This is a genomic window from Gordonibacter pamelaeae (genome assembly GCF_003340385.1).
Lineage (GTDB): Bacteria > Actinomycetota > Coriobacteriia > Coriobacteriales > Eggerthellaceae > Gordonibacter > Gordonibacter pamelaeae.
Genome location: NZ_PPTS01000001.1, coordinates 372,616 through 394,085, shown reverse-complemented (window position 1 = coordinate 394,085; position 21,470 = coordinate 372,616). Strand labels below are relative to the sequence as shown.

The window sequence follows — 21,470 nt, the reverse complement described above, 5'->3', positions numbered from 1 at the left end:
GGGGCGGTCGGAGAGGGCCCCGGCGGCGCGGGGGGGGTGCGCCGCCGGGACCGTTCGGAGTTGGTGAAACCCTACGCCTTGAGCGCGGCCACGGCCTCCTCGGCGGCGATGTAGCCGGAATCGATGCACAGACCGTAGCAGTAGCCGGGAATGTCGTAGTAAGGCGAGTAGTACAGGCTGCCCGCATCGGTGCCCGCGGCGTAGAGGCCGGGTATCGGGTCGTTCGTCTCGGCGGCCAGCACGCGGCAGCAGTCGTCGATGCGGATGCCGCCGAACGTGCTCCACGCGCTCGGCTCGTTCTCGGTCACGTAGAACGGCGGCGTGGCCACCTTCGAGAGGTACCACGGGTTCGCGCCGAACTCGGCGTCGGCGCCGGCGTCGCAGAACTCGTTGTACTGAGCCACCGTCTGGGGCAGCTCGTCCAGCCCGAAGTGCTCGGCCAGCTCCTCCAGCGTGTCGGCCTTGAAGCACCAGCCTTCCTCGATGCCCTCCTCGATGTCGGCGGGCAGGTTCTCGAGGATACGGTCCTTGAAGTAGTTGCCGATGAACCACGTGTCCTCGGTGGCGCCCTTCGCCGTGGTGTAGTTGTAGAGGCCCTGCGTGCTCATGGCGTCCACGTAGGCCTGGTCGACCACGGCGTACCACGGGGAGTTCTTGAGGATCTGCTCGGAGCCGTAGCTCATGGGATAGTCGCACAGCAGGCCCTCGTTGATGAAGCGCTTGCCCTCGGCGTCCACCAGGAGGCAGCCGTACAGGCCGAACTTGAACGCGGTGTTCTGGTCGAACTTGTCCTGCTTGGCCGGGCGCGAAGCGTTGGCGTGCGTGCCGCCGTACTCGCAGGGGCAGTAGCCGTACGTCTTCTCCAGCGCAGCACCCGCCTTCTCGGCCGCGAGGATGGTGTCGCCCGTGCAGATGGAGTCGCCGCCGCGCGCCACGTTGAGCTTGCGCGTGTGCAGGAAGCGCTCCTGCAAATCGCGGTTGCCCAGGTAGCCGCCCGCCGCCAGGATGACGGCCTTGGCGTTGAACGTGATGTTCTTCTTGTCCTTCTCGACGGCGTTCACCCCGGTCACGGAGCCGTCGTCACCGGTGGCCAGCGACACGAGGGCCGTGGAGAACCGCACGTCCACGTTGTGGTCGGCCAGCGCCTGCTCCCACAGCTTCGCGCGCTCGTCGGAGGCGTTCGTGATGGCGTGGAAGCCGCCCTTCTCGCCCATGAACGGCGTCTCGAAGCGGAAGTTCTTCTCCTCGAACGTGTAGCCGATCTTCTCGAGCTGGGCCACGGCGTCGGCCGACGTCTCCAGGCAGCGGCGCATGAGCGCGGGGTTCGGCGTCCAGTGCGAATACTCCATGACGTGGTAGAACGCGTCGTCCACGGTGAGCGTGGTGCCGCCGGGCTTGTTCTGCAGCACGTCGGTGCCCACGGCGAACGGGCCGGACACGTAGATGCCGTTCGGGGCCGCCATGCTGTCGCCCTTCTCCAGCACCACCACGTTCGCGCCGCCCTTCGACGCGCGCAGCGCCGCCATGAAGCCGGCCGCGCCGCAGCCGACCACCACCACGTCGGCATCCACCGTCTCCTCGGCCTTGAACGGCTCGTCCTCGCCGCCCTTCGCGCCGTCGGACGCGTCCGCCGCCTTGCCGCCGTTCTGCTGCGGCGCGCATGCCGCCAGCGCGCCCGCCGACGCCACGCCCAGCGCCGACAGCGCCGCGCCCTTCAGGAAGTTGCGGCGGTCCATGCCGCGCCTCGGCGTACCCTCGGCGCGCACGGCCTCGTGGGCTTCCCGCCCGGCCTCGTCCGCCCGGATCTCCCCGCTGTCCTGCTTCTCCATGATGAGTCTCCCTTTCCCCTTGCGGTTTGAAAAGCTGACCTCACCCTACGGCCTGAACCAAGTCGAAGGTCAAGGGGTTTCGGCGGAAAAACGAGCGGGAGCGGGGCTAAGGGCGCAGCCGCAGGAAGCGGGCGGCACGCTAGGAGCCGTAAACCTGGACCCGGTTCTTTCCGGCGCGCTTCGCCTGGTAGAGGGCCTCGTTGGCGCGGGTGAACACATCGCGGTACGTGCGGTCGTCGGAACAGGTGGCGTACACGCCCACGCTGAGCGTGGGAGCGTGGCCCAGCCCGGGCACCGTCGTGGCAGATATCTGGGCTCTCACCTGGTTCAACTTGCGCAGCACCACATCCATATCCACTTCTTTCAGCAGCAGCACGAACTCGTCTCCGCCTACGCGGCCGATGACGTCGCTCTCGCGGAAGCTCGAGCGCAGCACCGAGCCCACTTTGCGCAGCAGCGCATCGCCCTCCATGTGGCCGGAGTTGTCGTTTACCGCCTTGAAGTCGTCGATGTCCAGCACCACGCACACGCTGTGCTCGCGAACGGCGGGCTTCGCAAGCGCCGCTGCCACCAGGTCTTGCGTGGTTGCATGGTTGCTCAGCCCCGTGGCGGCATCGTTCTCGGCACGGTAGCGCAGGTCGCGTTCGTCCTCGATGTTCTCGATGAGGCCCACGAGATGCCATGCGCCCGCATTGTCGTGCGCGACGAACAGGTTCGCGCGGTACCACGCGTAGCCGTGACCGTAGTAGTTCGCCCGATACTCCGCGCTCACCTCCGCAGCACCGGCCCGGGCGTCTTCGAACATCCTGCGCACGTCGTCCATATCGTCGGGATGCACCACGCCGCTGCGCGTGCTGGCAAGCTTTTCCAAGTAATGCGGTATGACCTGCGCTTCGACGCCGTCGCCCGTACGATCGATATACAGCAGGACCGTGTCGGTGTCGGAATCGTAGTCGAAGCTCATCTTGTTCGTCATCTCGGTGAGCAGCCGGTAGCGCTCGTCCTGCCACGCCCGCCTGCGATCCTCGGTGGCCAGGCCCTCCGTGACATCCTTGTTGCAGCACAGCGTGCAGGTATCGGACACGCGGATGAACGTGCTCTGGCACCAGGTGGCGTTGCCGCCTTTCGACAGCTTGTACGTGCAGGAAGACGGCTTTCCGCTGACGTTCGCACGGCATTCGTCAAAGGTTTTGCGCAGGCCGGCGCGCTCCACGCCATCGGGAATGTGCGCCATCCACCGCTCGAGCGCCTCTTCTAGCGGAAGCGCGACGCCGATCGATTCGGGGTGCAGGGCGGAATACAGCACGTGGTACCGGTCGTCCATGCGGTCGAACTCGAATATCTCGTCGTATACCGAACACAGCACCTCCGTGAAACGCTGCAGATCGAGCTCGTGGCTTTTCCGGCGCCGACCGGACACGTCGAGGAAGGCGCTCTGGATCATCGGTTCGCCCTCCGGGCCCAGCTCGTATGCCGACGTCCCCTCAAGCCAGCCAACGGTACCGTCGCTGCGATAGTAGCGGTACGCGAAGTCGAGGGGCTTCGAGCCGTTCCTCAAGCGCTCGATGCCCGCACGGTGGCGCGGCACGTCGTCCTCATGGATGGGCATGAGCGCGTTGTCGCCCGATGAGGCGATGAACTCCTCCCTGTCACGGTAGCCCAGCAGCTCGCAGCCCTTCTTGTTGATTGAGACGATATGCTGGCCGTCGCCTACGGTATAGCGCACGATTCCACACGGTATGGCGTCGTACAGCTGCTGCCGGGCTTCGTTCTGCCGGCGAAGTCGCTGCAGGCCGCCGGGAATGGAATCACGCGGGGCCGCCAGGCGGTCGCGCAGAACCTGCTCCTCGGTCGTCTCCTCCGCCAGCACGTACAGGCTGATCACGCTATCCGCGCGCGAGAGCGGGCGCAAATGCAGCCGGAGCCAGCGGCCCTTGCCGGCAGCGCTGCGGTAGCGCAGATCGCACGCCGCATCGCCTTCGCTCGCCGCCCGCAGCGCCTCCTCCAATGCGGCGCGGTCCTCCTCCTGCAGCACGCCCAAGAAGTTCTTGCGCACAAGCTCCGCCGACGCCGCTTCGTCGGCTAAATCGAGCAAGCGGGCAAACTCGCCGTTGACGCGGATGAGCTCGCACGTCTCCCCATCGTACTCGGCAATGGCCGCTGGCCCTGCATAGCTGTTGAAGATGAGGGAGAGCTGCGAGTCGACATCCCAAAACTCCGCGGCCCCGTCCTGCAGGCTTTCCGCAAACGGGTGCGCAAGGTCCTCGACAGCCGTGCCTTCGAGCAGCTTCTCGAACGTTTCCCGGTCGACTGGCTTCGAGAACAGGTAGCCCTGCATGTAGTCGCAGCCGACGCTGGCCAGGTAAGCGGCCTGCTGCTTCGTCTCCACGCCCTCGGCAATGAGGGGCAGGTCGAGCCAGCGCGCCATGCGCACGACCGACGCGAGGATGAGCCCGCCTCGCGAGCTGGCGCTCGCGCCGAGGAAGCCCATATCCAGCTTCAGCACGTCAACCGGTACGTCCTTCAACGTGTTGAGCGACGAGTACCCGCTGCCGAAGTCGTCCATCTCCACGACGAATCCGGCGGCGCGCAGCTTCGTGACGGCGCCGATAAGCTGCTTGGGCGCTTCCATGTACGCGCTTTCGGTGATCTCCAGGTGCAGCAGCTCCGCAGGAACGTCGTAACGTTCGACCAGGCCCTTCAAGTACGTGCAGAGGTCGGACCGGTAGATATCGGCACGCGACAGGTTCACGGACAGCCGCGGCGCGCCCTCGACACCCCGCCCGTCGATCCACATGCGCAGGCAGCGGCACGCCTGCTCCCACATATAGTAGTCGAACGTGGCAATGAGGCCGTTGCGCTCGAACACGGGGATGAACTCCGTCGGCCCCAGCAGCCCCTTGGCCGGATGGTTCCAGCGCGCCAGCACCTCGGCGCCTATCATGCGCCCCGTGGCGTAGCGGTACTGCGGCTGGAAGTACGGCACGAACTGGCCGCCTTCGAGTGCCGCGATCATCTCGCCGGCGAGCTCCTGCTCCTTGAGCACCGACGAGCGCAGCTTCTCGTCGTAGAACACGTACTTGCTTCCCACGTAGCCGCTCTTCGCAGAGCGCAGGGCCAGCAGCGCGCGGTCGCACATGAGGTTGACGTCGAGGGAGGGGTCGTCGATGGGGAAGATGCCCAGGCGCACGAAGAAGGTGAAGTCCTCGCGATAGGAGGCGAACCAGGCGTCGAGCGCGGCGGGCATGCGGTCGGGATCGAACGAGGAACGCGAGCAGCAGCAGACGAAGTGGTCGGCCCGCAAGCGCGCAGCCGCTGCCCCGGCGGGCATGAGGTCGCGGATCATGGCGCCGATGTCTGCGAGCAGGCGGTCGCCCGCCGGCGCGCCGAACAGGTCGTTGTAGACCTTGAAGCGGTCGATGTCGCCGTATACGAGCAGGTACGACTCATTCGGGTGGCCGTCGATGATCATGCGCACCCGCTTGTCGAACCCGCTCCTGCCCAGCAGCCCGGAGAGCGTGTCGTGGTCAGAAACCGGAGATGAGCCCCCCCCCCCCGCGTCTTCTTCTTGCACCGACGAGCCTTTTGCGATTCCAAGTTCCCATGCAGGTCGCATCGCCCTCCTCGCCTTCTCAAGCGAAATATGATGTCGGACGTATAGTTTAACGCTTGCGGGAGCCTGGCGCCATCGCACGGCCTGCAAAGATTCGTTTAGGCGGTCGGGTGGACGCGCAGGGCGGACGCGAGGCGCAGCCGGGGTTCGCCGCAGCCGGGGTTCGCAAGGCTACGCGCGCTCGCGGTCCTTGGCCTGCTGCCACAGGGCCTCGCGCTCTTCGGGAGCGAGCGCTTCGACCGTCGTCCCCTGCGCCCAGGCCGCGCCCTCCATGAACGACCAGCGGCGGCGGAACTTGCCGCACGTGGCGCGCAGCGCGTTCTCTGCATCGATGCCCATGCGGCAACCCACGTTGACCAGCGAGAACAGCACGTCGCCGAACTCGTCCTCCACGCTCGCCGCCGCCTGCTCGGCCGCCGCGGAATCGCCTTCGGCCGCGCCGGCATCGACCTTGCCGTTCGCGGCCTTCGGTGCGGCGGCGTAGGCGGCGCGCAGCTCGTCGACCTCCTCGCGCACCTTCTCCCACACATCGTCGAGCGAATCCCACTCGAAGCCGGCGGACGCGGCCTTGCGCGACACCTTCTGCGCCTGCATGAGCGCGGGGAAGCTCGTGGGCACGCCGTCGAGCAGGCCCTCGCGTTGTGCGGCCTGGCCGGCTACGCCGGCGCCTGCCGCCGCATCGGAGCCCGAAGCCCCGGCGCTCGGCACGATGCCTGCCGCATTCTGGGAGGAGCGCTCGGCCAGCTTCACCTGGTCCCACAGGTCCAGCACCTCGGAGGCGTTGTCCGCGCGCGCCTCGCCGAACACGTGCGGATGGCGGCGGATCATCTTCGCGTTCACGTCCGCGCACACGTCGTCGATATCGAACGCGCCCGCATCGGCCGCTATCTGGCTTTGCAGCACCACCTGCAGCAGCACGTCGCCCAGCTCCTCGCGCAGGTGCGCCGTGTCGCCGGACTCGATGGCGTCCACCGCCTCGTAGGCCTCCTCGATCATGTTATGCGCGATGCTCCGATGCGTCTGCGCGCGGTCCCATGGGCACCCGTCCGGAGCGCGCAGTGCGGCGATGGTGGCCACGAAATCGTCGAAGCACGGGTGGTCGATGGGCGCGATGGGCGCGGGCGCAAGTTCGGGCTCGGTGGTCATGGACGCTTCCTTTCAGCCGATGGTCTGCAAGCAGTATACCCCTCGTCAACGCACGCGGCGTCGAATGCGCTACACTCCACGGTGCAGGCGCTTTGGCAGCCCGTGGCAGCGAGCCCGCGGCGGGTGGAGCCTCGGCTGGCGGGTCGCTCGCAACATGCGCGGCCACCCCTCCCTGAAGCGTAACCTGCTCGCAAGTGTCAAAAAACGGCCGCTTTGGCAAACGGAGACTGCGGCGATCGTCTCCATGGGAACACGTGACCTGCGGTTTCTGCAACGCTATGGGCGAAACACCGGTCGACAGGCGCCGCTTCGCTTGCCAAAGCGACCGTTTTTTGACACTTGAGGCGGATCAGCGCGACATTGACGCGCCGAACCTGCGGAAGCGGGAGCGAGCGACGCCGAACGGCAGGCAGCTTGCGGCTTGCGAGAGCCGGCGGCCGGGCGGCGGGAGGCGGAGGCCGGATGACGAGAGGCGACGGCCGGAGGGCGGGAGGCGGAGGCCGGGCGGCGGGAGGCGGCCGGGCGGCGGGAGGCGCACGCAGATCGGCGAGCTGCGTGCGGCCTGCAGCTTCGACCTGCGGGAGGCGGCGGGCAGCAGACAGCTCGGCAAGCTGCGGACACGGTGACGGAAGGATACACGACATGGGCAACCGACGCCTGGGCAGCCAGGAGACGGGCAACCGGAAGATGGGCAACCGTCGCATGACGCGCGGCCAGAGGGCAGCGGGCATTGCGGCGCGCGTGGCGGTAGCGCTCGTGTTCGCCGTGAACGTGCAGTGCGCCGCGTCGTTCGCGCTGTGGCCCGAGGCGTTCGCGGCCGGGTTCGAGCTGGCGGGCGTTCCGGGCGCGGCCGCCGTGCGCGGGCTGGGCGTGGCCTTCCTCATGTGGAACGCCACTTATCCCCCCGTCATCGCAAACCCGCGCCGCTTCCGCGCGCTGTTCGCCGTCCTGCTCGTGCAGCAGGTCGTGGGCTTGACAGGCGAGTCGTGGATCCTGCTGTCGCTCCCCGTCGGCCATGCGGCGCTCGCAGCCTCCATCATCCGGTTCATAGCCTTCGACGCCGCAGGCCTCATGCTCATGGCCGCGGCGCTCTCCTGGCTGGTGCTGGCCGACCGGCGCGCGAGGCGAGCCGCGACGGGACCCGGGGCATAGCGCAGGCATCCCGCGGGGGAGAACGCCGGAGCTGCGGCGGCGGCAGAATCGGATATACTGTGCTGTTGATTCAACGTACCGGCAACGAGGGAGCACCATGACCAGCAACAACCAGCCCGATGCCGCGCGGCTCTCGCCCGCGGCCCTCGCGCAGATCCGCGCGTTCCAGCAGAACGAGGTGACGGAGGCCGAGGTGTACCGCCGCATCGCCCGGCGCACGAAGGACGCGGGCAACCGCGACACGCTTCTGCGCATCGCCGACGAGGAGGCAAAACACGCCGCCATCTGGCAGCGCTACACCGGCGAGGAGATGCGCCCGCAAGCCGGCAAGGTGCGCCGCTACGCGCTGATCGCGCTCGTGTTCGGCTTCACGTTCGCCGTCAAGCTCATGGAGAAGGGCGAGACCAAGGCGCAGATCTCCTACGAGGAGCTGGCGCGCGAGGCCCCCGAGGCGCTGGACATCCGCGCCGACGAGGAGGCGCACGAGCAGGCGCTCCTGGCGATGCTCGACGAGGAGCGCCTGTCGTACGTGGGCAGCATGGTGCTGGGCATGAACGACGCCATGGTGGAGATGACGGGCACGCTGGCGGGCCTCACGCTGGCCATGCAGAACACCCGCCTCATCGCGCTGTCAGGCCTGATCACCGGCATTGCGGCGACGCTTTCCATGGCGTCGAGCGAGTACCTGTCATCCAAGAGCGAGGGCCGCGAGGACGCATTCAAGTCCGCCACGTACACCGGCATCGCCTACCTGGTGACGGTGGCGCTGCTCATCTTGCCGTACCTGTTGTTCGACGAGGCGCACTACCTGTGGGCCATGGCCACCATGATCGTCATCGGGCTGCTGATCCTGGTGGTGTTCAACTACTACATCTCCGTGGCGCAGGACCTGCCGTTCAAGAAGCGCTTCGGCCAGATGGCCGGCATCAGCCTGGGCGTGGCCGCGCTCTCATTCGTCATCGGTATCCTGGTGAAGCAGTTCCTGGGCGTGGACATCTAGGAAGGGAGTAGCGGGGTTGGGGGCAGGCACAAGCGCCCGCCCCCTACCCCGCTACTCCCCCTTCGGCTCACGCCAAGATGACGGCGAGGTCTTCCTCGGGCGTGGAGATGGGGTGCACGTCGAACTCGCGGACAAGCACGTCCAGCACGCCGGGCGACACGAATGCGGGCAGCGTCGGACCCAGGTAGATGCCCTTGATGCCCAAGTTCAGCAGCGAGAGCAGGATGCTCACGGCTTTCTGCTCGTACCACGACAGCACGAGCGTGAGCGGCAGGTCGTTCACGCCGCACTCGAACGCCTCGGCCAGCGCGACGGCTACGCGGATGGCGCCGTACGCGTCGTTGCACTGCCCCATGTCCATGAGACGAGGCAGGCCGGCCACCGTGCCGAGGTCCAGGTCGTTGAAGCGGAACTTGCCGCAGGCCAGCGTGAGCACCACGCTGTCGGCGGGTGTCCGCCGCACGAAGTCGCGGAAGTAGCCACGGCCCGGCCGCGCGCCGTCACAGCCGCCCACCAGGAAGAAATGGCTGATCGCGCCCTGCTTCACGGCATCGACCACCGCGTCTGCCGAGCCGAGGATGGCGCCATGCCCGAAACCCGTGGTGAGCCAAGCCCCCTCTTCCGCCGCGACGGCTCGCGGCTCGGCGAACCCCCCCAGCTCCAGCGCGCTCTCGATGACGGGGCCGAAGTCCTTGTTCGCGTCGATGCGCGCCATACCAGGGAACGCCACGGGACCAGTCGTGAACACGCGATCGGCGTAGGATGCAGCGGGCGGCATGAGGCAGTTCGTGGTAAACAGGATGGGCGCGGGCAGGTTCGCGAATTCCTCGCGCTGGTTCTGCCACGCGGTACCCAGGTTGCCTCTGAGGTGCGGATACTGCTTGAACAGCGGATAGGCGTGCGCGGGCAGCAGCTCGCCGTGCGTGTAGACGTTCACGCCGCGGCCCGCCGCCTGGTCGAGCACGAGCTTGAGGTCCAGCAGGTCGTGCCCAGACACCACGATGAACGGCCCCGGCTCGATCGTGCGCGCCACCTGCGTGGGCTCGGGCGTGCCGAACGTCTCGGTGTTGGCCTGGTCGAGCAGCTCCATGCAGCGCAGGTTCACCTCGCCCACGCGCAGCGCGAGCGGCAGCAGCTCGTCCGCGCCGGCCTCGTTGTCGGCGAGCGAAGCCAAACCCTGGTGAAGGAAAGCCGACACCGTCTCGTCGCGGTAGCCGAGCACGGCCGCGTGGTAGGCATAGGCGGCTACGCCGCGCAAGCCGAACAACACGAGCGACTTAAGCGAGCGCACATCCTCCGGCGCGTTCCACAAGAGGGCCAGATCGTAGTCGGAAGCGGCCTCCACGCCGAGCGCGGCGGCGATGCGGTCGCGCTCGGCGTGCGCTCGAGCTGTGAGCGCACGCAACGATGCATCATCGAAATCGACGTTGGTGAGCGTGGCGAACAGGCCTTCCATTGCCACGTTATCGGCCTCGTCGCACACCGCCGCCTTCACGCCTTCGGCCGCTTTCGCCGCCTGCACCGTGAGTGCGAGACCTACAAGTGCGCCGGTCAACTCGTCTTGCACCTGCGCTGTGGCCGCCGTCTTGCCGCACACACCCGCCGCGCCCATGCACCCGGCGCATCCGGCAGTTTGCTCGCATTGGAAGCAGAACATCGTGGTGTCCATACCGTCGTCCTTCCCTTCGTCTCGCGCCACTCGCGGCCCCATGCCGGGCGATCGCGCGAATTCCTTCTTGCCTGACACGCCCCACCCTACGATACTGGCATAAGATGTTCCGTTGTAATTCCAACGAAGGAGATCGATGGACCGCCATCTTCCCGTCATCAGCCGCTCGTCGCTGTTCGACGGCATCGACCACAACGACCTCGAGGCGCTGCTGCACTGCCTGGGCGCACGCGAGCGCCGCTACCCACAAGGGTCGGCCGTGCTGCGCGTGGGCGACGTGACCACGTGCATGGGGCTGGTGCTGGAGGGGGCGGTGCGGCTGGAGAAGGAGGACTACTGGGGCAACCGCACGATCCTGGCGTCGTTCGGCCCCGGCCAATCGTTCGCCGAGGTGTACGCCTGCGAGCCCGGCTTTCCCCTCGACCTCAACGTGGTGGCGGCCGAGGACGCGCTTGTCCTGCTCATGGACGTGCGGCGCGTCACCAGCCTGTGCCCTGCGTCGTGTGCGTTCCACGCGCGCCTCGTCCGCAACCTGCTGGGCATCGTGGCGCGCCGCGCGCACGCGCTCACACGCAAGATAGAGCACACGTCGCAGCGCACGACGCGCGCCAAGCTGCTGTCATACCTGTCCGACCAGGCCAAAGCTGCGGAAGCGAGCCGGTTCGCCATCCCGTTCGACCGCCAGGAGCTTGCCGACTACCTGTCCGTTGACCGCAGCGCCATGTGCGCCGAGCTGTCGCGGATGAGGAAAGAGGGTATCATAGACTTCCACAAGAACGTGTTCGAGCTCGGGGAAGGGAGCACGCTATGATCGATCCGCGCAAGGCGGCCCTCATCGTCATCGACATGCAAAACGGGTTCATCGACCCGGCATCGGCCCTGTGCGTGGAGGGGGCGGCGGCCACGGTGCCCGCGTGCTCGCGCGCGCTCGACCATGCCCGCGAGCTGGGCATGCCCGTGTTCCACGTCGTGCGCGAGTACGCCGAGGACGGCTCGGACGTGGAGGCGGTGCGCCACGCCGCGTGGCACGACGGCGGCAAGCCCGTGTCGCGGGCGTGCGTGAACCCACGCTCGCTAGACGAGCTGGCGCCGCTTGCGCCGCAGCCCGGCGACCGCGTGGTGGTGAAGCCGCGCTTCTCCGCGTTCTTCAACACGAACCTGGACAACGTGCTGCGACGCCTGGGCGTGGGGACGGTGGTGCTCATCGGCACCACCACGCCGAACTGCATACGCACCACCTGCTACGACGCGCTTTCGCTCGACTACAACGTGGCCGTCATCGAGGATTGCACCTCCTCGCGCACCCCGGCCGTGCAGGCGGCGAACATCGAGGACATGGCCCACATCGGTGCGCAGATGCTCACCTGCGACGAGTTCTGCATGCAAGGCCTGGCGAGCGTGCGCGACGTGGCAGCCGAGGTGGCCGTCGCCGTGCGGGGGCCGCGCGCATGATCGTTGACGTGCAGACGCTCGACGACCCGCGGCTCGACGCGTATGCACGCCTGACCGACGTGCAGCTGCGCAGCCGGCTGGAACCGGAGCGCGGGGTGTTCATCGCGGAGTCGGGCAACGTGATAGAGCGGGCGCTCGAGGCGGGAATGCAACCGTTGTCGCTGCTCATGGAGGCGAAGTGGCTCGATACCCTGCAGCCTGTCATCGCGCGCACCGAGGCCGAGCACCCCGAGGTGCCCGTGTTCGTGGCGCCGCGCGAGGAGCTGGCGAGGCTCACGGGGTTCGAGCTGACGCGCGGGGCGCTTGCGGCGTTCAAGCGCCCCGCGCCGCCGAGCGTGGCCGACGTCGTGCGCGATGCGCGGCTCGTGGCCGTGCTGGAGAACATCACGAACCACACGAACGTGGGCGCCATCTTCCGTTCAGCCGCGGCGCTGGGCGTGGATGCCGTGCTCGTGACACCCGAGTGCTACGACCCGTTGTACCGCCGCGCGGTTCGCGTGTCGATGGGAACCGTGTTCCAGGTGCCGTGGACGCGCATCGGCGAGGAGGCGGACCCGCGCGCGGGCAAGGGCGCTTGGGCGAAGGGCGGTCTCCCGCTGCTGCATGAGCTGGGGTTCGCCACGGCCGCGATGGCGTTGTCGGACGACTCGGTGCCGCTGGACGACGCCCGCCTGGCCGCCGAGCCGAAGCTCGCGCTGGTGTTCGGCACCGAGGGCGACGGTTTGGCCCCTACCACCATCGCCGCCTGCGACTACACGGTGCGCATCCCCATGCAGCACCACGTGGACTCCCTGAACGTGGCCGCCGCCAGCGCCGTGGCCTTCTGGGAGCTGCGCCGGTAGTGACGCCGATTTTTCCCACTTCTGCCAAAAACGAGCCGGTTTGGCAATCGCGACGCGGCTTCGGAGGGATATCCGACGCTCATACAGCGAGCAACGAGGGCGTTTCACCAGGTGGCGTTCTTCAGACATATTCATAGTTATCTACTATGGATTGCCAAAACGGCTCGTTTTTGGCACGAAGGGCCTGATTCGGCGTCATGAAGCCGGAAAAGCCCCGAAGCAGGCTTCCCTAGCGAGCGTCCTCGCTGGAATGCTCGTAACCAGGATGCCCGCCCCTACAGCGCGTCGTCCCCAGGGTGGCCGGTGTGGTTCACGCTCTTGGCCAAGGGGTTCTCCTTAAGGGTGAGCATGAGGATGAAACCCACCACCAGCAAGGGCACCACGTACAGGAAGATGGGCACGAGCGCGTCGGAGTACGCGGCGGTGATGATGTCGCGCACGGGGGCGGCGAGGTGGTCGACGTACTGGGGCGTGATGCGGTTCATGCCGATGTTGTCCACACGCGGCAGCTGCGCAGCCAGATCCGACGCGAGGCGCGAGGTGAACAGCGCGCCCACGAGCGACGCCCCCAGCGTGGAGCCGATCTGCCGGAAGAAGTTGTTGGCCGCGGTGGCCGTGCCCACGATGGCGTGCGGGAACTCGTTCTGCACGATGAGCACGAGGATCTGCTGCCCGAGGCCTATGCCGAAGCCCAGCACGAACAGGAACACGCCCGTCACCAGCAGCGATGTATCCGGCGTGAGGCGCGACAGCAGCACGAAGCCCACCGCCGCCACGGCGCACGACGCGATGGGCATCCACTTGTAGCGCCCGGTCTTCGTGGCCAAAAAGCCCGTGCCCACCGCCGTGAGCAGCACGCCCGCCATCATGGGGAACGTCATGAGCCCGGCCTGCTCGGGCGCGAGGCCGTCCACGATCTGGAAGTACGTGGGCAGATACGACACCGTGCCCATCATGCCCAGCATGATGAACATGCCCGTGACGGTGCACACCACGAAGTTGCGGTTCTTGAACAGGAGCATCGGGATGATGGGCTCCTTCGCCCGCCGCTCCACCAGCACGAACGCCACGGCCGCAACCACGAACAGCGCGAACAAGCCGATGATCTGCCATGACAGCCAGGGATACAACGTGCCGCCCCATGCGGTGGCCAGCACGAGCGACGACACCGAAACGGCCATGGCCATCATGCCGCCCACGTCCACCGGCGGGCGGTCGTCGCGGCGCTCGGGGTTCGTGAGGAAGAACGCCACGGCCGCGATAGCCAAGAGCGCCAGCGGGATGTTGAAAGCGAACAGCCAGCGCCAGCCCGTCACCTGCACGAACCAGCCGCCCAGAAGCGGCCCCACCACGGTGGACACGGCGAACACCGAGCCCATGACGCCCATGTACTTGCCGCGCTGCCGGGGCGGGATGATGTCGGCGATGGTGGCCTGCGCCAAGATGATGAGGCCGCCGCCCCCGAGCCCTTCAACGGCGCGACCCGCGATGAGGCCGTCCATGCTGGGCGCGAGCCCGCAGGTGGCCGAGCCCACGATGAACACCGAAAGCGCCACGATGAACAGGTACTTGCGGCCGAACAGGTCGCCCAGCTTGCCGTAAATGGGCATCATGATGGTGGAGGCCAGGATGTAGGCCGTGGTCACCCACTGCATGTGGTCGACACCGCCGAGGTCGCCCACGATGGTGGGCAGCGCCGTGGCCGTGACCGTCTCGGACAGCGTGGACACGAACATGGCCAAAAGCAGGCCCGCGAACACGGCCGCCACGCCGCGCTTGCGCTCGGGCTTGAGCTCGGCGGCGGGCACGTCGCCCTGCCTGGCGGAGGCGGCGGCCAGCTCGCGGGCGCGCTCGGCCGCGGCGGCTTCCTGCGCGTCGCGCACGGCGACAGCAGGCACTCCTTCGGTGGTGGCCGAAGCGGGCGAAGGGACCGTCGAAGGGCGCGCGGAGCCGCTCGCCTCCGCCGCCTTGGCCGTTCGCTGCGTCTCTGCCGCTTCGCGCACCCGCGCCTCGTCGGCCGCCGTGCCGCCTGTTCGATCCACGCCTTCCATCACCGCTCCTTCGCCGTCGCATGCCTGCCTGCAAGTATCGGCGAAGCAGGAGGGCGCGGCGCGGCGCATACGGCGTCGGAAAGCGCGCTGTCAGCGTTTCGAGGACGGGAGGACACGACAGCGGGAGGAAGGACGGGACGAAGCGTCGGGAGAACGCAAGCTGTGCGGAGGAGCATGCGACGCACCTCCTCCGCGCAGCATCGCCCCGTGGCGCCTTTCGTCAGTCGATGCCCTCGCGGGGGTCGTGAAGGTCGTTCGGCGGTACGCGCACCTCGTCCCAGCCCATCTGCTTAAGGGCGTCGGCAGTGCGCCACGGCGGCGTGATGTCGTCGAACTTCGCGCAGTAGCACAGCGCCTCCACCACGGTGATGGCGTGCATGAGGTCGGCCATGGTGTCCACGTCGGGGATGGGTGGCAGGTACAGCGCCGGAAGCCCCTGCTTGCGCGCCTTCGCGATATAGGCGGGCAGCACGGTAAGGCCGTCGGGATTGTAGAACACGCCCGTGTGGTCGAAGTCCGTCTCGCGCGTCCACCCGATCACCGACACGCCCATCTCCTGGTCCGGCGCCAGCACGATACCGCCGCCCTCCACGTCGTCCAAGCGGTGCAGCGCGTCGAACCCGGCAATGACGTCGGCTTTCGTGAGCGCCGGCATGTCGGCGCCCATGGACAGCACCGCGTCGGCACCGCGCTCGAACGCCTGCGCGAACGCATGGTTGTAGTGCTCGTCAAAGCTCGAGCCCTCGTCGGCGATGAACGTGATCGGGCGCGGCCACGTGCCTGCCTTGTAGTACAGGTCGCGCATGACCCCGACGTTCGACGCCGGCGTTGTGGAGATGACCAGCTCGTACACGTCGCGCACGCCCTCGGCTTCGGCCCGCTCGGCCGAACGCGCCTCGAGGTCGGCGAGCGCCGCACAGCAGACCTCCGTCACATCGAACAGCATGCAGTGGTACAGCGCCGAGGCCACCTCGGGCGTGAACACGCCGTCCTTGAGCGTAGTCAGGCGAGTTTTCACCAATCCCGGCGCCGGCGGTTTGCTGAACAGGACCAACGAGTTCTTGCGTTCCCTCAAATTTCTCCTCCTTGCTCTTTGCGGCGGCCCTGCAGGAGCGCGAGGCCGCCGCGCACCGCCCCCCAGCGGTGCGCTTGCGTGCAGCTGCTATCGGCGAAACGCTACCGGGCGATAAGCACCGGGAGGCTCGTGCCGTTCAGCACCTTATGGCTCACGCTGCCCATGTACTCCTTGAGGCCGACGAGACCGCGGTTGCCGATGACCACCATATCGTAATCGCGCTGCTCGGTGAGCTTGATTATCTCCGTCGCAGGGTTCACACCCGTCATGAGCAGGGTCTCGGTGCGCGCGGCCACGTCTTCGCCCAGGCTTTCCTCCATCTTGGTCAGCACGTCCTCGCCGTCGGATATCATCATGTCGAGGATATCCTTGAAGCTGGCCGTCTGCGATTCGTCAAGCAGTGGGATGGGAACCACGTACACCAGATCGAGGTGCATGTCGGGATCGGGCGCAGCCAGGGCCTCCGCCAGCTCGAGCGCGCGCCGAGCGCCCTCGGACTCGTCCACAGCCACCAATACCTTGTTGATCTTCATGTCGCGCTCCTTTCGCGCACGTCCGCTTCGAACGCGCTTGTCGCCGGCGAGCTTCCTTCACTGACAGTATAAAGGTTTTGGCAGGCTGCGTGCGCCGTTGTTCGGAGGCGGTTGCCTGGGCGGCGCGCGGCGGGCTGCATCGCGATTTGCCAACAGCTCGGTTATCGCACGGCGCAGGGGAGCCCGCGCCGCTGGGAGCGTCAAGGGCCAAGACGTACGATGGACGCAACGCGTGCGCGAGGCGCGCACCACCCGACACAACCCGCTGCGCCGCAGGAGCGTGCGCCCCGGCGGCATCCGGCCGCGCGGGCCCCGAGGAAAGGAAGAGCCATGGACCAGGTAGATGCGGCGATCATCGGATTCGGAGCAGCCAGCAAGCCGTTGGCGCTCGACTTGGCGGACGCGGGCCTCACCGTCGCCGTGATCGAGCGCTCGACCCGCATGTACGGCGGGGCTTGCGTCAACACCGCCTGCCTCCCCTCGAAGATGCTCGTGCACGCGGCTGCCGTGAGCGCGTTCGAAGGAGGCGAGTTCCCGGCGCGCGCCGAGCGCTACGAGGCCGTGATCGACGAGAAGAACGAGGCCACGGCCCGCCTGCGCGAACGGAGCTACCGGGTGCTCGCCGACAACCCGCGCATCGAGGTCATCGACGGCGAGGCCTCGTTCGTCGACGCCACCCACCTGTCCGTGCGCACGACCGACGGCGAGCGTCAGCTGGAGGCGGCACGCACGTTCATCGACACCGGCTCCGTGCCCGCGCTGCCCGACATTCCCGGCGCGGACGGCAAGCGCGTGTACACGAGCGAGTCGCTGCTGGACGTAAAGATACTGCCCGAGCGCACGGTCATCGTGGGCGCCGGCTACGTAGGGCTGGAGTTCGCCTCGCTGTTCGCCGACTTCGGCGTGGACGTGACGGTGCTGCAGGGCGGCGAGGAGTTCCTACCGCGCGAGGACGCCGACGTGGCGCGCGCCGTGCGCGAGGACTTCGAGCAGCGGGGCATCAAGCTCATGCTGGGCGCGCAGGTGAAGAGCCTGGAAGACGATGTGGCGCAGGTGCTGGTCATAGCCGACGTGGACGGCAAGGAAATGCGCCTGCCCGGCGATTTCGCGCTCGTGGCCACGGGGCGCCGCCCCGCCACGGACGGCCTGAACCTCGAGGCCGCCGGCGTGCAGGTGGACGGGCGCGGCGCCATCGTCACCGACAAGCACCTGCGCACCACCGCGCCGAACATCTGGGCCATGGGAGACGTGACCGAGCTGCAGCAGTTCACCTACGTGTCGTACGACGACTACCGCATCGTGGTCTCCGACGTGCTGGGCGACGGCACGAAGACGAAGGGCACCCGCGGCGCCGTGCCGTCCTGCATCTTCGCCGACCCGCCGCTCGCCCACGTCGGCCTGACCGAGCAGGAGGCGCGCGACCAGGGGTTCGACGTGGCCTGCGCCGTCATGACGGCCGATGACATGCCGAAGGTGCCGCTCTTGGGCAAGGAGGCGCGGCTCATGAAGGGCGTCGTGGACAACGCCACGGGACGCGTGCTGGGCATCCACCTGTACTGCACGGGCGCGCCCGAGATCGTGAACCTGGCGAAGCGCTTCCTGGACGACGGCTGCACCGCCGCCGACATCCGCGACGCCGTGTTCACCCACCCCACCGTCACGGAGGAGCTGAACAACCTGTTCGCGAAGGTGGCGGGGTAGGCGCAGGCGGCAGGCGCAGGGAGGTGGTACTCCCCACGGCTCTCGAATCGCTTCGGCGGTTTGGTCTTACTTTGGAGGCTCCCCGTCCTTGCGGATTGGGAGCCGCTCCAGCTTTTATGCATAATCCCCCTTTGCTTTCGCTTGTGCCGCTCGCTGGATAAATCCTACTGATTGTGTTGACTTTTATAACTGTATGATTTACTGTTACAGTCAGTAACTGTACTTGGAACGATTACACTGAATGGTAAAACGTTGGAGGGAGCGGATATGAGGAAGGGCAAGCCAGGGAGCAGGGCGCTCGTCATGGCCGCAGGGGCGCTTGCGTTGGCGGCGGTGCTCGCATTGGCGGCCTGCAGCGCGCCGGCCGGCGAAAACGGCGGCATGGCGGGCGGTGCGGACCCGGCTGCGAATACGGGCGGGGACACGGGCGCCTACCATAAGATAACGGCGGAAGAGGCCAAGGCCCTCATCGACGAGGGCGGCGTCACCGTGGTAGACGTTCGCACGCCCAAGGAGTACGCCGACGGCCACGTGCCCGGCGCCCTCAACATCCCGAACGAGGACATCGGGTCGGCACGGCCCTCGCAGCTGACCGGCACCGACGACAAGCTCATCGTATACTGCCGCACCGGCGTGCGCAGCAAGCAGGCCTCCGACAAGCTGGTTGCCCTGGGCTTCACCGACGTGAACGACATGGGCGGCATCGTCGATTGGCCCTACGGCACCGTGGCCGGCTCCGAGCCGGACGGCGCCTAGCCGTCTCCGCGCTCGCACCCCTTCCCTCCCCGCCCCTTCTCTCACGAAACGCGAGCCGCAAGTCGGGGGCGTTGGGGAGCGTGCCGCCACGACCGAACTCGTAGTTGTGTGGGCAAACGCAACCTCGACGAGTCGCGCCACGTCGGCACGCTCCCCAACGCCCCCGGCCCCACGCGCCCCCACGAGCACCACGAACACCACGAACACCACGAACAGCGAACCATCCCCTTCCCTGAAAGGAAGCATCATGAGGAAAGTCGACGCAGCCGTCATCGGATTCGGCAAGGGCGGCAAGGCGCTGGCGGGCGCGCTCGCCGCAGCGGGCAAGATGGTGGCGCTGGTTGAGAAGTCGCCGAAGAGGTACGGCGGCACCTGCATCAACGTGGCCTGCATCCCCACGAAGTCGCTCGTGCACTCCGCGGCGCTCTCGGCGGCGCAGGGCGGCACGTTCGACGAGCGCGCCGCGCGCTATGCGGCGGCCATCGACGAGAAGGACCGCGTGACCGGCCTGCTGCGCGGCAAGAACTACCATAAGCTGGCCGACCTGCCGAACGTGGAGGTGGTGGACGGCACGGCATCGTTCGTTAACAGCTTCCCGCCTTGCACCGGGGCGGCCTCCCGGACGGCCGCCCCGGTTTTCGCCGCGCCGGGGGAACTGGCGCTTGACACGCCCCGCGAAGAGAACTACTGTTACCATCATAAACTGTAATTACATTGAATACATTTAGTCCCCCTCCTGCATCGCGCGCCGGAAGGGGCAGGCAGGAGGGCACCGTGGCAGACGAGGAAGGCTCGGTAAAGGTCGTCATCACGGCCGAGGACCAGCGGGCGCTCGACTCGGGCGCCTACCACCTGATATCGAGCGAGGCCGCCGAGGACCTGGTCGACCAAGGCGGCGTGACCATCTTGGACGTGCGCTCGCCGCAGGAGTACGGCGACGGGCACCTGCGCGATTCGCTGAACATCCGCTACGACAGCTTCGACCCGCTGCCCCCGGAGCTCGAAGGACTCGACCGCGACGCCCCGGTGCTCGCCTACTGCCGCACCGGCAACCGCGCCCGGAAAACCTGCGCGCAGCTCATCAACAACGGCTTCACCAACGTGTACAACATGGACAAGGGCATCCTCGACTGGGCCGGCGTGACCGTGGCCTGGTAGGACGGCCCGCTCCGCGCCCGCGGCATTCCCCTGCCCGTCAGGCCGCAGCCGCACCCTTCGCAGCCTTGCCGTGGCGCTTGCCGTGCACGAACGCGATGGTCCCCACGAGCGACACCCCCAGCAGCACCGCCTGCAGGCCGAACGACACGCTGAACCCGTGCATGCTCACGCCCGCCCCGGCAACCACCGCCGCGCCCGCCGACGCGTGCGCCACCACGGCAACCATGACCGACGAACCCAGCGACCCGCAGATCTGCCTCAGCGAGTTCACGATGGCGGTGCCCTGGGGAAGGTCGTCCCCTCCCAGATCCGTCATGCAGTACGCCGTCATGGGCATGAGGATGAACGCCACGCCCACCATGCGCACCAGGTACAGGGCCGCCACCAGCGCCACGGGCGTGGAATCCGAGAAGAACACGAACGATGCCGTGCCCGCAATGAGCAGCGAGAAGCCCACGATGCCGACGAGCTTGCCGCCGAAGCGGTCGAACAGGCGCCCCGTCACCGGGTTCAGCAGCGGCATGCACAGCGCGCCCGGCAGCAGCGTGAGCCCCGACTGCGTGGCCGTGAACCCGTGGATCTCCTGCAGGTAGAGCGGAACCTGCAGGGCCGACGCCATCATGGCCATCTGCGCCACCACCAGCAGCAGCACCCCCGTGCGGAACACGCGGTTGCCGAAAAGCGCCAGCTTCAGGTAGGGCTTGCGCAGGCGCACCTGCCGCACGGCGAACGCCGCCACCAAGGCCAGACCCGCGAGCGTGGGGCCGAAGGCGCGCGCGTCGAGGAACCCGAACTGCTCGAGGCCCGTCACCCCCACCATGAACACGATCAGCCCGAACGTGTACAGCAGCACGGACGGCACGTCGAGCGCAACGCGCTCGTGCCTCCCCACGTCGCGCACCACGAGCGACGAGGCCAGAAGCGATGCCACGGCCACCAGCCCCAGCAGCAGGAAGATGGTGCGCCAGCCGAGCGCATCCGTGATGATGCCCGACAACGTGGGACCCACGACCGGCGCGAACCCGAACACGAGCCCCACCAGGCCGAGCGCCTGCCCATACTGGTCTTTCGGGTAGATCTCCAGCGCCACCACCTGGATGAGGGGCATGAGCACGCCCGTGCCGCACGCCTGCATGAGCCGGGCCGCCAGCAGCAGGGGGTAGGTCGTGGCATAGTACGCCAGCACGCAACCTGCCGCGAACAGGGCGAGGGCGCCCAGAAACAGCCGACGCACGTTGCAGCGGGTGATGAGGAACGCCGAGAACGCGGCCACGATGCCCAACGTGTACATATACGACGTGGTGAGCAGCTGCCCCAGCGTGGCATCTACGCCGAACTCGCGCATCACGGCAGGAAGGGCGCTCGTGAGCATGCTCTGGCTGACCGAGGCCACGAAGGTGCCCACCAACATGGCGACCAGCACCACCTTCGGGCTGAACTGTTTTTCGACGAACGGCATGCCCCGATCATACGCCCGCTGGCGCCCGCGTGTC

General features: G+C 67.6%; 17 protein-coding genes. 9 read left to right on the top strand and 8 right to left on the bottom strand.

The genetic code is table 11. From position 1 onward, the window contains the following. Nucleotides 1–71: 71 nt before the first annotated feature. From C1877_RS01660 to mazG, 3 genes are all read right to left on the bottom strand, one after another. A complete protein-coding gene (locus C1877_RS01660) occupies nt 72–1,829 on the bottom strand; it encodes an FAD-dependent oxidoreductase (RefSeq protein WP_114568193.1) in 1,758 nt (585 codons plus the stop codon). 139 nt (nt 1,830–1,968) lie between these two features. After that, nucleotides 1,969–5,301, bottom strand: a complete 3,333-nt coding sequence (locus C1877_RS01655) for an EAL domain-containing protein (protein ID WP_244909764.1) — start codon at nt 5,299–5,301, stop codon at nt 1,969–1,971. Between the two features lie 312 nt (nt 5,302–5,613). Continuing rightward, nucleotides 5,614–6,588, bottom strand: coding sequence for a nucleoside triphosphate pyrophosphohydrolase (gene mazG / locus C1877_RS01650; RefSeq protein WP_114568191.1), 975 nt, complete (start codon nt 6,586–6,588; stop codon nt 5,614–5,616). A 642-nt stretch (nt 6,589–7,230) separates the two neighbouring features. Here mazG and C1877_RS01640 point away from each other — a divergent pair. Next, nucleotides 7,231–7,740, top strand: a complete 510-nt coding sequence (locus C1877_RS01640) for a hypothetical protein (RefSeq protein WP_227115134.1) — start codon at nt 7,231–7,233, stop codon at nt 7,738–7,740. Nucleotides 7,741–7,837: 97 nt separating this feature from the next. Then, nucleotides 7,838–8,740: a VIT1/CCC1 transporter family protein gene (locus C1877_RS01635; protein WP_114568189.1), complete on the top strand. Its 903-nt coding sequence runs from the start codon at nt 7,838–7,840 to the stop codon at nt 8,738–8,740. A gap of 67 nt (nt 8,741–8,807) precedes the next feature. On the opposite strand, the gene hcp is transcribed toward C1877_RS01635, so the two are convergent. After that, the gene (gene hcp / locus C1877_RS01630) at nt 8,808–10,409 is read right to left on the bottom strand and encodes a hydroxylamine reductase (protein WP_015540062.1); all 1,602 of its coding nucleotides are present in this window, start codon (nt 10,407–10,409) and stop codon (nt 8,808–8,810) included. A 136-nt stretch (nt 10,410–10,545) separates the two neighbouring features. Between hcp and C1877_RS01625 the strand changes: the two genes are divergently transcribed. Genes C1877_RS01625 through C1877_RS01615 form a run of 3 tightly spaced genes read left to right on the top strand, consistent with a single transcriptional unit; the run spans nt 10,546 to nt 12,703 of the window. After that, nucleotides 10,546–11,220: a Crp/Fnr family transcriptional regulator gene (locus tag C1877_RS01625; protein ID WP_015540063.1), complete on the top strand. Its 675-nt coding sequence runs from the start codon at nt 10,546–10,548 to the stop codon at nt 11,218–11,220. Next, the gene (locus C1877_RS01620; protein ID WP_015540064.1) at nt 11,217–11,861 is read left to right on the top strand and encodes a cysteine hydrolase family protein; all 645 of its coding nucleotides are present in this window, start codon (nt 11,217–11,219) and stop codon (nt 11,859–11,861) included. The genes C1877_RS01625 and C1877_RS01620 overlap by 4 nt, the downstream gene beginning before the upstream one ends. Continuing rightward, complete coding sequence (locus C1877_RS01615) at nt 11,858–12,703, top strand: TrmH family RNA methyltransferase (protein WP_114568188.1); 846 nt, start codon at nt 11,858–11,860, stop codon at nt 12,701–12,703. The genes C1877_RS01620 and C1877_RS01615 overlap by 4 nt, the downstream gene beginning before the upstream one ends. A 275-nt stretch (nt 12,704–12,978) precedes the next feature. On the opposite strand, the gene C1877_RS01610 is transcribed toward C1877_RS01615, so the two are convergent. From C1877_RS01610 to C1877_RS01600, 3 genes are all read right to left on the bottom strand, one after another. After that, on the bottom strand, nt 12,979–14,754 hold the full coding sequence (locus tag C1877_RS01610) for an MDR family MFS transporter (RefSeq protein ID WP_114568187.1): 1,776 nt from the start codon (nt 14,752–14,754) through the stop codon (nt 12,979–12,981). Between the two features lie 220 nt (nt 14,755–14,974). Beyond that, entirely contained in the window at nt 14,975–15,829 is an 855-nt protein-coding gene (locus C1877_RS01605; protein ID WP_041239587.1) for a TIGR04282 family arsenosugar biosynthesis glycosyltransferase, read from the bottom strand. 101 nt (nt 15,830–15,930) lie between these two features. Continuing rightward, nucleotides 15,931–16,362, bottom strand: a complete 432-nt coding sequence (locus C1877_RS01600; RefSeq protein WP_015540065.1) for a universal stress protein — start codon at nt 16,360–16,362, stop codon at nt 15,931–15,933. A 330-nt stretch (nt 16,363–16,692) separates the two neighbouring features. On the opposite strand from C1877_RS01600, the gene C1877_RS01595 reads away from it, so the two are divergent. The 4 genes from C1877_RS01595 to C1877_RS01580 all read left to right on the top strand — a co-directional run bounded on the left by C1877_RS01595 (nt 16,693) and on the right by C1877_RS01580 (nt 19,977). Next, a complete protein-coding gene (locus C1877_RS01595; protein ID WP_041240509.1) occupies nt 16,693–18,063 on the top strand; it encodes a dihydrolipoyl dehydrogenase family protein in 1,371 nt (456 codons plus the stop codon). A 267-nt stretch (nt 18,064–18,330) separates the two neighbouring features. Further along, nucleotides 18,331–18,819 carry a rhodanese-like domain-containing protein gene (locus tag C1877_RS01590; protein WP_041239588.1) on the top strand — a complete coding sequence of 163 codons (489 nt, stop codon included), beginning with the start codon at nt 18,331–18,333 and terminating at the stop codon, nt 18,817–18,819. Nucleotides 18,820–19,066: 247 nt separating this feature from the next. Next, nucleotides 19,067–19,528, top strand: a complete 462-nt coding sequence (locus tag C1877_RS01585) for an FAD-dependent oxidoreductase (protein ID WP_015540067.1) — start codon at nt 19,067–19,069, stop codon at nt 19,526–19,528. Nucleotides 19,529–19,593: 65 nt separating this feature from the next. After that, nucleotides 19,594–19,977 (top strand): rhodanese-like domain-containing protein, encoded by a 384-nt coding sequence (locus tag C1877_RS01580; RefSeq protein ID WP_049784146.1) that lies wholly within the window; start codon nt 19,594–19,596, stop codon nt 19,975–19,977. 37 nt (nt 19,978–20,014) lie between these two features. Here C1877_RS01580 and C1877_RS01575 read toward each other — a convergent pair whose 3' ends face one another. After that, complete coding sequence (locus tag C1877_RS01575; protein ID WP_114568186.1) at nt 20,015–21,436, bottom strand: DHA2 family efflux MFS transporter permease subunit; 1,422 nt, start codon at nt 21,434–21,436, stop codon at nt 20,015–20,017. Nucleotides 21,437–21,470 lie beyond the last annotated feature (34 nt).

Excerpts from the sequence above, each read along its gene's own strand:
- C1877_RS01575 (WP_114568186.1), bottom strand. The coding sequence starts at position 21,436 with ATGCCGTTCGTCGAAAAACAGTTCAGCCCGAAGGTGGTGCTGGTCGCC.
- C1877_RS01640 (WP_227115134.1), top strand. The coding sequence starts at position 7,231 with ATGGGCAACCGACGCCTGGGCAGCCAGGAGACGGGCAACCGGAAGATG.
- C1877_RS01615 (WP_114568188.1), top strand. The coding sequence starts at position 11,858 with ATGATCGTTGACGTGCAGACGCTCGACGACCCGCGGCTCGACGCGTAT.
- C1877_RS01660 (WP_114568193.1), bottom strand. The coding sequence starts at position 1,829 with ATGGAGAAGCAGGACAGCGGGGAGATCCGGGCGGACGAGGCCGGGCGG.
- C1877_RS01590 (WP_041239588.1), top strand. The coding sequence starts at position 18,331 with ATGAGGAAGGGCAAGCCAGGGAGCAGGGCGCTCGTCATGGCCGCAGGG.
- mazG (WP_114568191.1), bottom strand. The coding sequence starts at position 6,588 with ATGACCACCGAGCCCGAACTTGCGCCCGCGCCCATCGCGCCCATCGAC.
- C1877_RS01620 (WP_015540064.1), top strand. The coding sequence starts at position 11,217 with ATGATCGATCCGCGCAAGGCGGCCCTCATCGTCATCGACATGCAAAAC.
- C1877_RS01595 (WP_041240509.1), top strand. The coding sequence starts at position 16,693 with ATGGACCAGGTAGATGCGGCGATCATCGGATTCGGAGCAGCCAGCAAG.
- C1877_RS01655 (WP_244909764.1), bottom strand. The coding sequence starts at position 5,301 with ATGATCATCGACGGCCACCCGAATGAGTCGTACCTGCTCGTATACGGC.
- C1877_RS01585 (WP_015540067.1), top strand. The coding sequence starts at position 19,067 with ATGAGGAAAGTCGACGCAGCCGTCATCGGATTCGGCAAGGGCGGCAAG.
- C1877_RS01600 (WP_015540065.1), bottom strand. The coding sequence starts at position 16,362 with ATGAAGATCAACAAGGTATTGGTGGCTGTGGACGAGTCCGAGGGCGCT.
- hcp (WP_015540062.1), bottom strand. The coding sequence starts at position 10,409 with ATGGACACCACGATGTTCTGCTTCCAATGCGAGCAAACTGCCGGATGC.
- C1877_RS01625 (WP_015540063.1), top strand. The coding sequence starts at position 10,546 with ATGGACCGCCATCTTCCCGTCATCAGCCGCTCGTCGCTGTTCGACGGC.
- C1877_RS01610 (WP_114568187.1), bottom strand. The coding sequence starts at position 14,754 with ATGGAAGGCGTGGATCGAACAGGCGGCACGGCGGCCGACGAGGCGCGG.
- C1877_RS01635 (WP_114568189.1), top strand. The coding sequence starts at position 7,838 with ATGACCAGCAACAACCAGCCCGATGCCGCGCGGCTCTCGCCCGCGGCC.